Genomic DNA, 14289 nt, shown 5'->3' with positions numbered 1-14289 from the left:
ATCCAAACCCTCTATCAATGGTGTCATCATGACAACTTGAGGCTCAAAGCCATAATGCTTCTGTAATTCTCTACCCATCAATAAATTAAATTTCTGATCAGTACCGCCAAGTTCAACGTCAGCTTTTAATGCCACCGAATCATAACCTTGTAACAGCGGGTACAAAAATTCGTGAATTGCGATAGGCTGTCCTGTAGTATAACGTTTATTGAAATCATCTCGTTCCAGCATTCTTGCCACTGTATGTGTTGCAGCCAGTCGAATCAAATCAACCGCATTAAATTTATTAAGCCATTGTGAATTGAAAGCCACAGTAGTCTTATCAGGGTCAAGAATTTTAAATACCTGGTGTTGGTAGGTCTTTGCATTTTCCAGAACCGTTTCCTGACTCAATGGCATTCGGGTTACATTTTTTCCAGTCGGATCACCAATCATGGCTGTGAAATCACCAATCAAAAAAATAACCTCATGACCAAATTGCTGAAACTGCCTCAATTTATTAAGCAGTACAGTATGTCCCAAATGAAGATCTGGCGCTGTTGGATCAAAACCTGCCTTTATTTTCAATGGGATACCTTTTTGTAATTTCTTCTCCAACTCAGGTACAGGAAGAATTTCCTCACACCCCCGCATTAATTCGGAACAAACTGAATCTTGAACTATCATGTCATTAAAACCCGTATAAATGATTGACCTATCTTCTCGCAGCGAGTATCTTAGCCCGGTTAGCAATTTCCTGCTATACCAAATGATACATTTTGAGATAATTTATTACTCTAAATTGAGAAAAATATAACAAAATATCCAAATAAGAGTCGATTTAGTTGACTCAAGGTAGCGGTCACTTCCAAATAATGACTGTGATATATTGATTGAAATTTAAATAGCAGCATTTTTCAGATGACGGCAATATAGGCAAAAAATGGATAAAAGACCGAATATACCAAAAAGAAAATCTGGTAACTCATCAAAGCTATTAGCGTTTTTTGCGTTGGTATTTGCCTTTTCGCTTCCGTATTTGCTAGTGAAAAATTTTTCACACCCTAAACGAAGCAGTTATGCTGACCAAACTGATTTATACCCCGAACTATCAGACGAGTTATCAAGAGATATACCTGCTGAAGCTTCCACGGAAATTCCGCATGAAAAACCTGATATTAAATCTGCTACAAAACCTATGCAAACAAAGCAAGATCAGCAAGACAAACCAATCAATACAAGTCATGTAAAAAAAGATAATGAATGGCAAATAGTCAATCCTCATTCAGGAGATTCTATGGCGACCATTTTCCATAGGCTAGGACTAACCGCGCAAAATTTAAATGATGTGATAAAAAATAACCCGCACGCCAAGATGCTTACAAGAATCAAACCCAACCAGAAATTACAATTTTTAATTAAAAAAAATAAATTGGAAAAATTAATTGTTCCTGTAAACACCATTCAAACACTAACAGTTTATCGCGCAGGGAAAATATACAAAACCAAAATTGACTCAAAAAAAACAACCACTCAAAATCGTTATGTGACTGCAACAGTCCAAGGTTCTTTGTATACAACAGCCCAACGATTTAACATCCCCTCAAAATTAGTCCGTCAAATGACCACTATCTTTAACAAAGAAATTGATTTTTCCAGATCTTTGCGCTCCGGAGATCAATTCTCGATAATTTATGATGCTTATTACATTGAAGATAAAATGGTTGGAGTAGGAGACATTCTGGTAGTAACGTATACTAATCGTGGAAAAACTTATCAAGCAATACGTCATACTAACGCTCATGGTGAGCAAGACTATTTTACCCCACAAGGCACCAGCTTTAAAAAAGCCTTCACTCGATATCCAATTAAATTTAGCCATATAAGCTCGACTTTTGCTTTATCGAGATACCACCCAATTCTTCATTACAGACGAGCGCACAAAGGTATCGATTTGGCTGCCCCGATTGGAACACCAATACATGCTACCGGCGATGGGGTTATTACAATCATCGATAGGCATAACGGATATGGCAATATGATTAAAATTAAGCATGATAAAACATACAGCACTATTTATGGGCATTTACTCAAATTCCAGAAAGGTCTATCAAAAGGCAGTAGAGTAAAACGAGGTCAAGTAATTGGTTATGTAGGACAAACCGGCCTGGCAACCGGACCTCATTGCCATTATGAGCTTCATGTCAATAATCAGCCAAGAAACCCAACTACAATAAGCTTGCCTACTGCAGCACCAGTACCAGCAAGAGAAATGGCAGCATTCAAAGCAAAAGCCAGTACACTTTTAGCCCGTCTAAAACTTTTCGAGCAAGCGCAATTAGCAAGTAAAGGGAAAAAGAAAGTTAACGTTGGATAAAAACTGTGCGTTGGATTTTTCCATACCCCAATACCTAATCTAAATGACAGCAGACACTTCTTTATAAAGCGAGTAAGCTCCAAGTAATTCAAACATAACGTTACTCTTTTTGTGTTAAAAAAATCTTATATCATGTAAATAAATATCGACAAATCAAAACCGAGGCAATGATTCCAGCTAAATCTGCCAATAATCCGGCAGGAATAGCATGTCTTGTTCTTCTGATACCCACAGACCCAAAATAAACGGCAATCACATAAAAAGTAGTCTCTGTACTTCCCATCATTGTTGCTGCGGTTTTTGCGATGAATGAATCTCCTCCGTATTTATGAATCAGCTCTGCCATAACTCCTGTTGAAGCACTTCCAGAGAATGGTCTAATAAGAGCTAAAGGTAATAATTCGGAAGGCATTCCTATCATAGTCAACGCTGGCGATAAGATCTGACTCATTAAGGAAAAAAAACCTGAAGCTCTTAGCATGCCAATGGCAACCATCATCGCAACTAAATAAGGTATAAGCTTTACGCTCACATCAAAACCTTGTTTTGCTCCAATTATGAAAGCATCAAATACATTTACTTTTTTAATTGCAGCGTACAAAGGGATACCAACGATGAAAGTCAAAAACAACCAATTGGATAAATGATTAGCGAATCCATTCATAAGCTGTCTGTCCTTTCAATTTTAAATCGCGGTAATTTAGCCAATTGTTTTACAGCAACGATAGCTACCAGAGTAGAAACAGTAGTCGCGATCAAAGAAGTGAAGACCACACTACTTGGGTTTGTGCTCCCGTTTGCAGCAAGAAATGCGATAGCGGTGACTGGAATTAATTGCACACTGGAAGTGTTTATTGCCAAGAAAGTACACATGGAATTCGTGGCAACTTTCAAATTCTGATTAAGGCTCTGCAATTCTTTCATTGCCTGCAATCCAAAAGGGGTCGCGGCATTAGCAAGACCCAACATGTTCGCAGCAATATTCATTACCATTGCTCCCATTGCAGGATGCTCAACAGGTATATCAGGAAATAATCGCTTTAACACCGGTTTGAGTACTTTACCTAAAATAGAAACTAAACCTGATTCTGTAGCAACCGACATTATTCCTAACCAGAAAGTCATTATCCCAGCCAAACCAAGCGCTAACTCAAATCCCAGCTTGGCAGAGTCAGTAACTGCTCTTACCACCTCGTCAATACGCCCCTCAATAACTCCAACCACCACTGAAATCAGTATCATTCCTAACCATATTAGATTGAGCATTATTGCCTCCAACCTCTGAAAAAGGTTAATATGTAACCAAAATTAGATTTAAAATACCAATCAGGACTTATGAAACATACTTACAATCCCTTCAGATACTTAATATATTTCGCTTTTTTTATCACCAGCCTTTCCAGTTATAGCAGCCAAACAACCAACATTAAGGAACAAACTGATACAGGTTTAGCCCCACCCGCCCCTGCGATTACCACTAACTCAGCTGCTATTGAAGAACAGGCTAATTCTTCAATTAGGAAACTATATCACACACTCAATACCATGCCGAACACTTCTATGGCAGATAGAATTAGCCAGATCAGCGCATACTTTAAAGGGACAAAATATATTCTTGGCTCTTTGGGCGAAGGTCCCAATGCTCGTTATGACCAATTTCCCAGATATCGAGTTGATGGCTTTGATTGTGATACCTATGTCAATACAGTACTTTCTCTAGCCTTAGCTAACTCCCTGGAATCATTCCAGGAGTGTTTAAAACATACTCGCTATAAAAATGGAAAAAGATCTTATATCAACAGAAATCATTTTACCTCTATAGACTGGAATAACTATAACCAGAAGAGAGGTTTACTTAAAGACATTACCTTCTCTATCAGAAATGAAAAAAAGCAGCCTGTTGCTCTTTATGCTAATGCCTTAATCAACAAACCACAATGGTATAATCATAAAACGATCGATACCATTCGATTGCAAAAACAAGATAAAAATGAGCAGGAAAAACGTCTTGTGGAACTAAAGGCCAAAGGTAAAACGCTGGAAACTTCTCTTTCTAATGTCCCTTATATTCCGTTCACTGCCTTGTTTTCAGAGAATAAACCTAACCTGCATTTATTTTCCCAAATTCCTAACGGGGCTGTTATCGAAATTATCAGACCCAATTGGGACTTACGCCAACAAATAGGGACAGAATTAGATATTTCGCATTTAGGCTTTGCTATTTGGATTAATAACGAACTGTTTTTTCGGCAAGCCTCTTCTCAATATGGTAAAGTAGTTGATGTATCCTTAATTGATTACCTTGATAAAGCACGCAGTAGCCCAACTATAAAAGGGATTAATATTCAAGTTGTATTGCCTGAAAAACCAGTATCCAATGGGTGCCAGCTTTTTGATATTCGATAGCTTATAAATTAATATCTTAATGGTTAACCTATAGTTTTGCGTAATTACGCGCGTATAACCATTATTTATTTCATGAAATAGCCAGTGTTTTTATTAACGAGATACTCGTGTTTCTTAATAAAAAAATCGATTTCTATTTTAATTGACTCGCTTGGGTATTATCTAGCAGTTGGCGGCTGGAAATATGCTCAATGATATGAAAATAGAAAAGGCTTATTTTGATCAAATAAGCCTTTTAAAGGAATTATTTCTTTACTTCAGCAGTTGTTTTTTTAGCTTCTTGTACAAAACTTAACATAGCTTTTTCAATAATTTGAAATGATTTTTGCATATAATCCAAAGCCTTGTGGCCATTTTCCACTGCCAAATTAATTTGTTTTTCCAGCATTTCTTCGGGCTTTTTAACTTGAGCCAGTTCATCAGGCTTCAAATAACTTAACCCTTGCAGGGTTTTAACATTCAGTTCAGCAATGGCCTGGAAAGGCTCTTGTATTTTTTTTGCCATTTCACTCCATCTTTCAAAATTGTATTGAGTCATAATATTCTCCATATTGTTGCACTGCACAATATAATAGTAGACCTTATCTTTATTGTTTGTCAATATCTTATCTAATTATTTTTTGCAGTGCACCAAAAATCACGATTAAATTCATGGATTTTTGATGTGTATTGCGCTTTCCAAATCACCAGTAAAACTCGTAAAACGAAACGTTCTATTAACTACAAAAAAGTTTGGGAGGAATTTTTAGACTTTAAACATTTTTTGCCATTGATGCACCATTTGTTGCATTTGCTTATTCCAGGCTTCAGTCGCTTGCTGGTAAGGATTGTTTTGTAAAGGTTTGTCCATTGCATGAAACATTTGTTCCATCATTTCCTTAAAGGAAACATGCATTGGATGATTAGCTAATGAAATGATTTGACGTAAAATTTCTGAAGACAAAAATTGCGTTGGTCCCGCCTCCATTTCCACTATAATTTGCAACAGAACCGAATTAGTTAAATCCTTTCCTGTCTCTGAATCTTCTATCTTGAAATCAATACCATCTACAACATACTTTTGTAGTTGCTCAACAGTAATATATTGACTAATTTCAGTATCATACAGTCTTCGATTTTTGTATTTTTTTATAAGTCGAGTCATTATTTTCTCAAGTATCAGATATAGAAATATAATTATAAAATGATGTGCAAAATTGGTATAGTTTGCTTCTTTAAGCCCAAGAGTAAATCTTTCACACTTCTTTTACAAATTCTTTCAAGGTTAAAAAAGTTAATACATATGCAAACCACCATTAACGCTAAGATTTGCTCCCGTGATATATCGACTTTTCTCACTAATCAGAAATTCAATAGCCCAAGCAATTTCTTGTGGCTCTGCCAATCTTTTTGCGGGTATCAAATTAATAATCCCCTCCAGAATATCTGGTCTAATACCTTTCATCAGACGAGTATTAACGTAACCAGGAGAAATACTGTTTACTGTAATATTTTTAATCATTAGTTCCTGGGCAAGACTTTTGGTAAAACCATATACTCCAGCCTTTGAAGCAGCATAATTGGCTTGGGAAAATTGCCCTTTCTGGGCATTAACCGAAGACACATTCACTATTCGGCCTGACTCCTGAGCTTTCATACTCTCTACTACTTGTTTAGTTACATTAAACATTCCATCAAGATTGACACGTAACACTTCATCCCATTGCCTTTTGGTCATTTTGGTAAACACAGCATCTCGAGTAATTCCAGCATTATTAATCAGCACATCAATACCACCAAACTCTTCAATAATTAAGCCTATTACTTCAGCACATTGCTCATAATCAGTTACATCCATATGCCTGAAATTAATATTTTTATAGCCTTGTGTCTTCAAATCATGAAGCCATGCTTCACCCTCATCATAGGAAACCAAATCCAAAGCAATGACATGTTTAAAAGTTGAATCCAGTTGTTTTGCAACAGCCGTACCAATGTCACCTGTTCCACCAGTAATTAATACCACATTATTATTCAGCATGAATTTCTCTATTAGTTTTTCCCTATCCCCAATTGATGATTTAAAATTGGAGCTTATATTTTATTCATTGTTAACGGTGATCGCAGCCACTTTTTCAAAATCCCAAGGTGCCTTGCGAACAGTAAATAATATGTTCACAAAACCTCTTGAGATTCTTAATCGGTGAATCAAACTCTGACTACATATACTGACCACCATTGACGTCCAGATTTGCCCCCGTAATAAATCCGCTATCTGGTGATGCTAAAAATGCAACGGCATCTGCAATTTCTTTTGGGTATCCCAATCGACCAACAGGAATACTGGATATGATTGAATTGAGTACATCTTCTTTCAATGCAGCGAGCATAGGAGTTTCAATATACCCAGGCGACACTGTGTTTACCGTAATACCTTTACTTGCTACTTCTAATGCAAGACTCTTGGTAAAACCAAATAAAGCCGCCTTGGTGGAAGCATAATTGCATTGGCCAAACTGCCCTTTTCTTCCATTGATTGAAGATATACTGACGATACGTCCATAACCTCTTTCCAACATCACTGGAACGACATTGCGCGTCATATTGAATACACTGGTCAAGTTGGCGTCTAAAACCTGTTGCCATTGTTGAGGTGTCATTTTTCTTAAACTGCAGTCTTTAGTAATGCCTGCGTTGTTAACCAAAACATCTATACGGCCATAACGCTCCATCACCAGGGATGTGATTTTTTCGCAATCACTATATTGAGCTATATCTCCATATACGATATCAATGTCATAACCAAGTTGCCTTTGCTCATCTTGCCATTTTTTTGCTTCTTCATGTCTTCCATCTTTATAGTAGCATGCCACAACCTGGTAACTATCAGCTAAGCGCTGACTAATAGCAGAACCAATACCGCCTGTTCCCCCAGTTACAATCGCTATCATTTTATCCATCGACAACTCCTTTTGTTGCTAGGTAACATTACATTACTACAATCTAATTTCACTTTCTTGTCAATGACATATATATAATACTAAGTTGGTGATAATAATTCAGCTACTTTATTTTTGATCATGTTACGGATCTGATATAAATGTATTAATGATGACTAATTTGCATTACAAATCGAATGAAGATACCCTAAATCTGCTTTTAAGTAAGCATCGTAATATAAGTGTTTTTTAATATTAGAAGTAGCATTCAGAAAATGAGGGTATTATGTTTAATAAATTTTTAGTTACAACACTATCCGTAGTCACATTGACACTTTCACCATATGGTTTTGCCAAAGATGATTCATGCGAAGTTCAAGTGGCTGTTTCCACTCCCCCTGTTCAATTTGATCAAAGTGTGGCGTTTAACGTAACGAATGATGATGGGATTAGTAAATCCATTATTTTACAAGGCGGAAGCAGTCCAAAAACTATAGGGAAATTAATTTGTTCTCCACTGCCTTATACCATTAGCGCCACCCAATATTTTACACCAACAGGCTTAACCAATAAGCATGCTCAACCTGTTGGCCAATGCGTATTAAAAGCTGGAAATGTCATATTGAATGGTTCTAACAATAGCGTTGCTGTTGTTTTCCCCAATGATTTTATATGCCACCACTAAAATATTAGCTGCATTGTGCATTGATGGGGAGTGCAAAAACATCACTCCCTGGTATATACCGGTACGTAGCCTTTCAATTGTTGAGCAAACTGTTTCAGCACATCAAGACCCGATTCCTCTGCCTGGCGGCACCATTGCTGCAGAGCTTCTACTAATTCTTTTTGAGTCGTTGCTGTTTTCAGCCAAACATTTTGTAATGATTGCTTGTAAGAGTAAACCACTCTCAACTGTTCGCGGGCATCGAGCAGTTTTTGCAAACGAGTTTTAGCTTTTGTCGATAATAGCTTATCCTCTCGACGCAGTAATCTACCTGCCCGTTGAAACAATTTCTTGTCTTCTTTTGTCTCAATGCCGGTATTTTTTTCATACTTCAAAATAGGTCTGATGACATTCTTATAGTAATTAGACATCACTTGAAAACGATTTGAAATAACTGCTCTCACAGTATCCAGATCAACATGGAATTTTCCTTCATCCATAGCCAATTTGGGAGGTAATTTTTTTACCTTGGCCAAACCGAACAAGGAAAGAATGCGAATATACATCCAACCAATATCAAACTCCCACCATTTCACTGAAAATTTGGCTGAGGACGCAAAAGTGTGATGATTATTATGTAACTCTTCTCCACCAATCCAAAATCCCCAGGGAATGATATTAGTAGCAGCATCAGGACATTCAAAATTCCTGTATCCCCAATAATGGCCGATGCCATTGATGACTCCCGCAGCAAACAGCGGAATCCACATCATTTGGATTGCCCATACAGTCATTCCAGGAATCCCGAAGAAAAATAAATCCAGTAATAACATCAGCAAAATACCTTTACTTGAATGGCGCGAGTAGACATTACGCTCTATCCAATCGGTTGGCGTGCCATGAGAATATTTGGCAACCATATCCCTGTCCTTGCGTGCCTCTCTGTAAAGTTCAGCGCCTTGCCAAAATACCTTCCTGATTCCCTCAACCACTGGGCTATGAGGGTCTCCCTCAACATCAGTTGTTGCATGGTGCTTGCGATGGATAGCAACCCAATCCGCAGTAACCATACCCGTAGTTAACCATAACCAAAAACGGAAAAAATGACTGACCACAGGGTGTAATGTTAGCGCTCTATGAGTCTGGTTCCTATGCAGATAGATAGTAACAGATGCAATTGTGATTTGAGTCAGGATAAAAGTTGCAAGAACATATCCCCAGAAAGATAGGTTTAAAAAGCCGAATACCATAATAACCCCACATTGTACGGAATTATAAAAATAACTATAATTTAAGAGTGAATGTATTTTATTCCTAAATTATAGAATCAATATATGTGTAATGATAACACATTTTTTATCATTTCATTGCATGATTTCATGATGTAGTCGATAATAAATTTACTCATCTTATTTTATCAGGATATAGACATGAGCGATAAAGTTCAGAAATTGATTGAAAATATTGTGCCTTTTATAGTGATTGGTGTTGGGATCGCAATAGTTATAGCCTTATTGTTCATGTTTTTTTATGTGGCCATTTGGGGCGTAATCATCGGTGGAATACTCTGGCTTGGGGCCTTAGCTAAGGAATATTTCTTCCCCAGCAAATCATCCCAGAAAGAACAAGGAAGAATTATAGAACATGATGATAAAAAATAATGCCTGAATTACCCGAAGTCGAAACAACAAAGCAAGGTATTAAACCCCATCTTGAAGGCCGTATGATTACCGCAGTGCAAGTGCGTAATCGAAAACTTAGATTACCAGTACCTCTAAACCTGAATGAATTATGCCAAGGAAAGCATATAACAGCTATTACCCGTAGAGGAAAATACATCTTACTTCATATGGATAAAGGTTATCTTCTCATCCATCTTGGAATGTCCGGACATTTGCGTATCGTATCCCAGACAGCAAATCCTCAAAAACATGATCATGTTGATCTGCACATTAATAATGGGCTTGCTCTCAGATTCTGCGATCCTAGAAGATTTGGCTTATTTATTTACATTGATGAAAATCCTTACCAACACCCACTGCTGGCACATTTAGGCCCGGAACCTCTGTCTGATGACTTTAATAGCGAGTACTTATTACGTAAAGCTGCGAATAAATCGCAATCCATCAAGTCATTTATTATGGATAGTCAAATTGTTGTCGGGATAGGGAATATTTATGCGGCAGAGAGTCTTTTTCTTGCCAAAATCCATCCAAATACCTCTGCAAAAAAGATAACTACAGAAGAATTCAATTCTCTGACTGGTCACATCAAAAAGATACTTGAATCTGCCATAGAGGCTGGAGGGACGACACTTCGTGATTTCTATTCTTCTGATGGTAAACCAGGGTACTTTCGTTTTGCTTTAAAGGTTTATGGCAGGAAAAATCTCCCCTGTTTGGTATGTGAAAATAAAATAGAAACTGTCGTGATTGCCGGGCGCCACTCCGCATTTTGCCCACATTGCCAGCCAATCATTACATAATAAGTTTAATAATGGCCACCTGGAACCATTTTTGTTTCTTAATTGATTCTGTTGTTGTGACAAAAGGTTAATTTATGGATATTAAAAAACTTAAAAAAGCAGCCTCTAATTTTCTGGAAAGATATCCAGGCGGTTTCTACCACCCTGAAATGATTGAAATGGGTAAAAAACATAAAATGGATAAGATGGTTGCTTTGGCTCAAGGGAGTTTTGCCAAGCAAAATTTTAAAAACCCTGATGAAATAACAAATTCCATGTTGAAAATTGTTACTCAGTCATCTCTGATTTCAATATTTGAAAAACCTAAATTTAGAGATTTTATTAAAAGAACTCCTCCAAACGATAAAGTACTTATTGCAAAAGGATTAAAAGAACTTTTGTATGGAAATGAACAGGAAGGCTTTGAAGAGCTTCTTTTTCAATTTCAAAGAGAGAAACTGGCGAAGTGGACTTTAATGACTATTTTTCAGGCTTACTTCAATCCTGAAGTGGATGTGTTTATAAAACCTACAACAACCAAAAATATCATTAAAGAACTGAACCTTGATATTGTATATAACCCAACCCCTTCCTGGGAGTTCTATGAATCTTATAGGAATATCATTAACCAAATGAAAACAAAAATTGAAAAATCACTAGCGCCCAGCAATGCGGCATTCTGTGGTTTTTTAATGATGAGCCTGGATGATCGTTAAATTTTCTATGAGTATCGCTTGATGGGCTCTATGAAGACATGTCACATTCTTTTATTGAGCGGGTGATGGGAATCGAACCCACGCCATCAGCTTGGGAAGCTGAGGTTCTGCCATTGAACTACACCCGCAAAAACTCACGAACCCTTTCGTCAATAGAATATTAAGGTACCATTTTATAATTATTGATTCAATTAAGTTATCACAACGGCGATTTAAATTTAAAAACAGGTTTTAAAACTCAACTATTAACTTAAACTATACAAATGTATGGGAAGTGTAACTCACGGAAAATAGCTTGGTTGCTTCTTTTGATTACAATCTTATATTGATATCTAAATAAAGTAAAAAATAGTTATTCTGTAGACTAAACTTTACAGCTTCAAGAAAGTCGGCTAAGGCCTAATATGAAATCTCTGTTATTGCAATCTGTGATTGAAAAATGAATCCGATTAGAAAAATTATCCATATTGATATGGACTGTTTTTATGCGGCAATTGAAATGCGTGATTTCCCTGAGCTGGCAAATAAACCTATCGCTGTAGGCGGGGATGCAAAACGTCGTGGAGTTATAGCGACCTGTAACTATGCTGCCCGCCAATTTGGCATACGCTCTGCAATGCCAACAGCCCATGCGCTTAAACTTTGCCGAGAGTTAATCTTGCGGCCAGTACGTATGGATGTATACCAAAAGGAAAGCCAATATATTAGATCCCTATTAACAGAATATACGGACCTCATTGAACCTTTATCATTAGATGAAGCCTATCTGGATGTCACTGAATCCACACAATGCCAGGGAAGCGCCACCTGGATTGCTGAAGAAATACGCGCCCGAATTTATCAAGCAAGACAACTCACTGCGAGTGCGGGCATTGCGCCAAATAAGAGTCTCGCAAAAATAGCCAGTGATTGGCATAAACCGAATGGGCAAATGGTTATTAGACCTGAGGACGTTAGCGCATTTGTTCTTGATTTACCAGTACGCAAGTTATTTGGCGTAGGGCCCAAGATGGAGGAAAAATTGAGGGCGCTCAATATTAAAACCTGTGCTGATTTGCAGCGATATTCCATTGAATATTTATTACAAAAATTTGGCACCATGGGTCAAAGACTTTATGAATTAGCGCGAGGCATTGATAATCGCCCCGTCAATCCTGAGCGTATTCGAAAATCCATCAGCGTTGAAGAAACCTATCCAAAAGACTTGCCAAATAGTGAAGCTTGCCTGGCAGTCTTGCCAGATCTTATGGCGCGCCTTGAAGCAAGAATACAACGTGCAGGTAAAATTTCTGGCATTCACAATTTATTTGTAAAATTGAAGTTTAATGACTTTCAGCAAACAACTATTGAACGAGTTATGGACAAACTTGATTTAATCGTTTTACGCCAATTGATACAAGAAGGTTTTGCCAGAAGAGGAATGCCAGTACGATTATTAGGTATAGGAATTAAATTGAAACAAGAAAATACGTATCAAAGCGTACAATTGCCATTACTTGACTTATAACAAGTATCTAAACAGTTGATATCAGATTCTTTCCCAAACTTGCCATAATTATCAGAACTTAATACATCAACTCTCTTTTTTATGCGACACCCTGCAATAGTTAACAAAATCAGGACTTTTATATTGAAAATATCAATCAACGGCTGCACGCAATCTAGTTTTCATAACATAAACAAATAGATAGGATAAATTTAAAAATAATCTTATTATTCCTGCATCATAACACTTGGAAATATTATTTTGATGCAGCCATTCATTATCGACGAAAAACTGGTTTGTCGTTTAATTGCGAGCCAGTTCCCCCATTATTCCAATCTCCCTGTGAAGCCGGTAGCTGTCGGTGGATGGGATAACCGGACGTTTCATCTTGGCAAAGATATGCTTGTACGACTGCCCAGTGCCGAGCAATATGAATTGCAGGTTGAAAAAGAGCAACAATGGCTCCCACAATTGGCTTCCTTGCTACCTGTTCCAATTCCGACACCTTTGGCAAAGGGAATGCCTGGCGAAGGATACCCATGGAAATGGTCGATTTACCGTTGGCTTGAAGGAGAAACGATTGTCTCTGCCAATTTATCTAACCTGAATGAAATCGCAAAAGATCTGGCAACGTTCCTCACTGCTTTTCATCAAATTGATTCTTCCGGTGGCCCCAAACCTGGGATGCACAGCTTTTATCGCGGTGGAGATTTGAAAATTTATGATCCAGAAACCCGTCAAGCTATCGATTATTTAAAAGGAAAAATTGATACAGACCATGCCACTGAAATTTGGGAAACCGCTCTGAATACCTCTTGGCAAGGCACACCTGTGTGGGTTCATGGTGATATCAGCGCGGGTAATCTTCTGGTTAAAAATGGGAAATTATGCGCTGTTATCGATTTTGGGCAGTTGTCCGTTGGCGATCCGGCGTGTGATCTTGCTATTACCTGGACATTATTTGCAGGAGACAGCAGAAAAATCTTCCGTGAAATGCTTGCTTTAGACAAAGGCACTTGGTTCCGTGGGCAAGCATGGGCTTTATGGAAAGCGTTAATCGTAGCAGCAGGCATTGTAAACACCAATGCAATGGAAGTGCAAAAATCCTGCCATATTATTAATGAGCTATTTTTGACTGAGCTATAATCTATACCATATCGCTCAATTTGACTCAGGGAATACTATTTCCTTGTAAGCAGTGATATGCTATAAAATAATCTCCGGACGAGACGCGCCGTACCCGGTTAAGACAAGACGACGCCTTTAATCAATCTAAAAG

Annotated in this window: 16 protein-coding genes, 1 tRNA gene and 1 riboswitch (1 of these 18 only partly in view); of the genes, 8 read left to right on the top strand and 9 right to left on the bottom strand. The window is 37.6% G+C overall.

Annotation, left to right across the window (positions count from 1 at the left end; all coding sequences use genetic code 11):
* A protein-coding gene (tyrS, locus tag LPG_RS02825; protein ID WP_015444785.1) for a tyrosine--tRNA ligase crosses the window boundary here: on the bottom strand, positions 1-666 show its 5' portion. Its footprint begins 540 nt before the window's first position; only the first 666 of its 1206 coding nucleotides appear in the window; it begins with the start codon at positions 664-666; its stop codon lies beyond the left edge, outside the window.
* A gap of 256 nt (positions 667-922) precedes the next feature.
* Between tyrS and LPG_RS02820 the strand changes: the two genes are divergently transcribed.
* Entirely contained in the window at positions 923-2356 is a 1434-nt protein-coding gene (locus tag LPG_RS02820; protein ID WP_010946312.1) for a M23 family metallopeptidase, read from the top strand.
* A gap of 130 nt (positions 2357-2486) precedes the next feature.
* On the opposite strand, the gene LPG_RS02815 is transcribed toward LPG_RS02820, so the two are convergent.
* The gene (locus LPG_RS02815) at positions 2487-3020 is read right to left on the bottom strand and encodes a spore maturation protein (RefSeq protein ID WP_010946311.1); all 534 of its coding nucleotides are present in this window, start codon (positions 3018-3020) and stop codon (positions 2487-2489) included.
* Positions 3017-3622 carry a nucleoside recognition domain-containing protein gene (locus LPG_RS02810; protein WP_011213184.1) on the bottom strand — a complete coding sequence of 202 codons (606 nt, stop codon included), beginning with the start codon at positions 3620-3622 and terminating at the stop codon, positions 3017-3019. Before LPG_RS02810 ends, LPG_RS02815 begins: the two co-directional genes overlap by 4 nt.
* 69 nt (positions 3623-3691) lie before the next feature.
* On the opposite strand from LPG_RS02810, the gene LPG_RS02805 reads away from it, so the two are divergent.
* The gene (locus LPG_RS02805) at positions 3692-4762 is read left to right on the top strand and encodes a DUF1460 domain-containing protein (protein ID WP_010946309.1); all 1071 of its coding nucleotides are present in this window, start codon (positions 3692-3694) and stop codon (positions 4760-4762) included.
* 244 nt (positions 4763-5006) lie between these two features.
* Here LPG_RS02805 and LPG_RS02800 read toward each other — a convergent pair whose 3' ends face one another.
* The 4 genes from LPG_RS02800 to phbB (LPG_RS02785) form a co-directional block, all read right to left on the bottom strand.
* Positions 5007-5300 (bottom strand): phasin family protein, encoded by a 294-nt coding sequence (locus LPG_RS02800; RefSeq protein WP_014843422.1) that lies wholly within the window; start codon positions 5298-5300, stop codon positions 5007-5009.
* Between the two features lie 207 nt (positions 5301-5507).
* Positions 5508-5906 carry a polyhydroxyalkanoate synthesis regulator DNA-binding domain-containing protein gene (locus tag LPG_RS02795; protein ID WP_010946307.1) on the bottom strand — a complete coding sequence of 133 codons (399 nt, stop codon included), beginning with the start codon at positions 5904-5906 and terminating at the stop codon, positions 5508-5510.
* Between the two features lie 129 nt (positions 5907-6035).
* Positions 6036-6782, bottom strand: coding sequence for an acetoacetyl-CoA reductase (phbB, locus tag LPG_RS02790; RefSeq protein ID WP_010946306.1), 747 nt, complete (start codon positions 6780-6782; stop codon positions 6036-6038).
* 178 nt (positions 6783-6960) lie between these two features.
* Complete coding sequence (gene phbB / locus LPG_RS02785; protein ID WP_015444788.1) at positions 6961-7701, bottom strand: acetoacetyl-CoA reductase; 741 nt, start codon at positions 7699-7701, stop codon at positions 6961-6963.
* Between the two features lie 265 nt (positions 7702-7966).
* On the opposite strand from phbB (LPG_RS02785), the gene LPG_RS02780 reads away from it, so the two are divergent.
* Positions 7967-8365, top strand: coding sequence for a hypothetical protein (locus LPG_RS02780; RefSeq protein ID WP_010946304.1), 399 nt, complete (start codon positions 7967-7969; stop codon positions 8363-8365).
* Positions 8366-8406: 41 nt separating this feature from the next.
* On the opposite strand, the gene LPG_RS02775 is transcribed toward LPG_RS02780, so the two are convergent.
* Positions 8407-9594, bottom strand: a complete 1188-nt coding sequence (locus tag LPG_RS02775; protein ID WP_010946303.1) for a DesA family fatty acid desaturase — start codon at positions 9592-9594, stop codon at positions 8407-8409.
* A gap of 180 nt (positions 9595-9774) precedes the next feature.
* Here LPG_RS02775 and LPG_RS02770 point away from each other — a divergent pair, with 180 nt between their 5' ends.
* The 3 genes from LPG_RS02770 (at position 9775) to LPG_RS02760 (ending at position 11524) form a co-directional block, all read left to right on the top strand.
* On the top strand, positions 9775-10005 hold the full coding sequence (locus LPG_RS02770) for a hypothetical protein (RefSeq protein ID WP_011214789.1): 231 nt from the start codon (positions 9775-9777) through the stop codon (positions 10003-10005).
* Positions 10005-10829, top strand: a complete 825-nt coding sequence (gene mutM / locus LPG_RS02765; protein ID WP_010946302.1) for a bifunctional DNA-formamidopyrimidine glycosylase/DNA-(apurinic or apyrimidinic site) lyase — start codon at positions 10005-10007, stop codon at positions 10827-10829. The genes LPG_RS02770 and mutM overlap by 1 nt, the downstream gene beginning before the upstream one ends.
* A 74-nt stretch (positions 10830-10903) precedes the next feature.
* Positions 10904-11524: a hypothetical protein gene (locus LPG_RS02760; RefSeq protein WP_010946301.1), complete on the top strand. Its 621-nt coding sequence runs from the start codon at positions 10904-10906 to the stop codon at positions 11522-11524.
* A 57-nt stretch (positions 11525-11581) separates the two neighbouring features.
* Here LPG_RS02760 and LPG_RS02755 read toward each other — a convergent pair.
* A tRNA-Gly gene (locus LPG_RS02755) sits at positions 11582-11652 on the bottom strand.
* A 311-nt stretch (positions 11653-11963) separates the two neighbouring features.
* On the opposite strand from LPG_RS02755, the gene dinB reads away from it, so the two are divergent.
* Both dinB and LPG_RS02745 read left to right on the top strand, forming a co-directional pair.
* Positions 11964-13031 (top strand): DNA polymerase IV, encoded by a 1068-nt coding sequence (dinB, locus tag LPG_RS02750; protein ID WP_010946300.1) that lies wholly within the window; start codon positions 11964-11966, stop codon positions 13029-13031.
* Positions 13032-13274: 243 nt separating this feature from the next.
* Complete coding sequence (locus LPG_RS02745; RefSeq protein WP_015444790.1) at positions 13275-14156, top strand: aminoglycoside phosphotransferase family protein; 882 nt, start codon at positions 13275-13277, stop codon at positions 14154-14156.
* Positions 14157-14210: 54 nt separating this feature from the next.
* Positions 14211-14274: riboswitch (guanidine-III (ykkC-III) riboswitch) on the top strand.
* Positions 14275-14289: the final 15 nt, after the last annotated feature.

The sequence above is a fragment of the Legionella pneumophila subsp. pneumophila str. Philadelphia 1 genome, from assembly GCF_000008485.1.
GTDB lineage: Bacteria > Pseudomonadota > Gammaproteobacteria > Legionellales > Legionellaceae > Legionella > Legionella pneumophila.
This window is presented reverse-complemented; position numbering and strand designations above follow the sequence as displayed.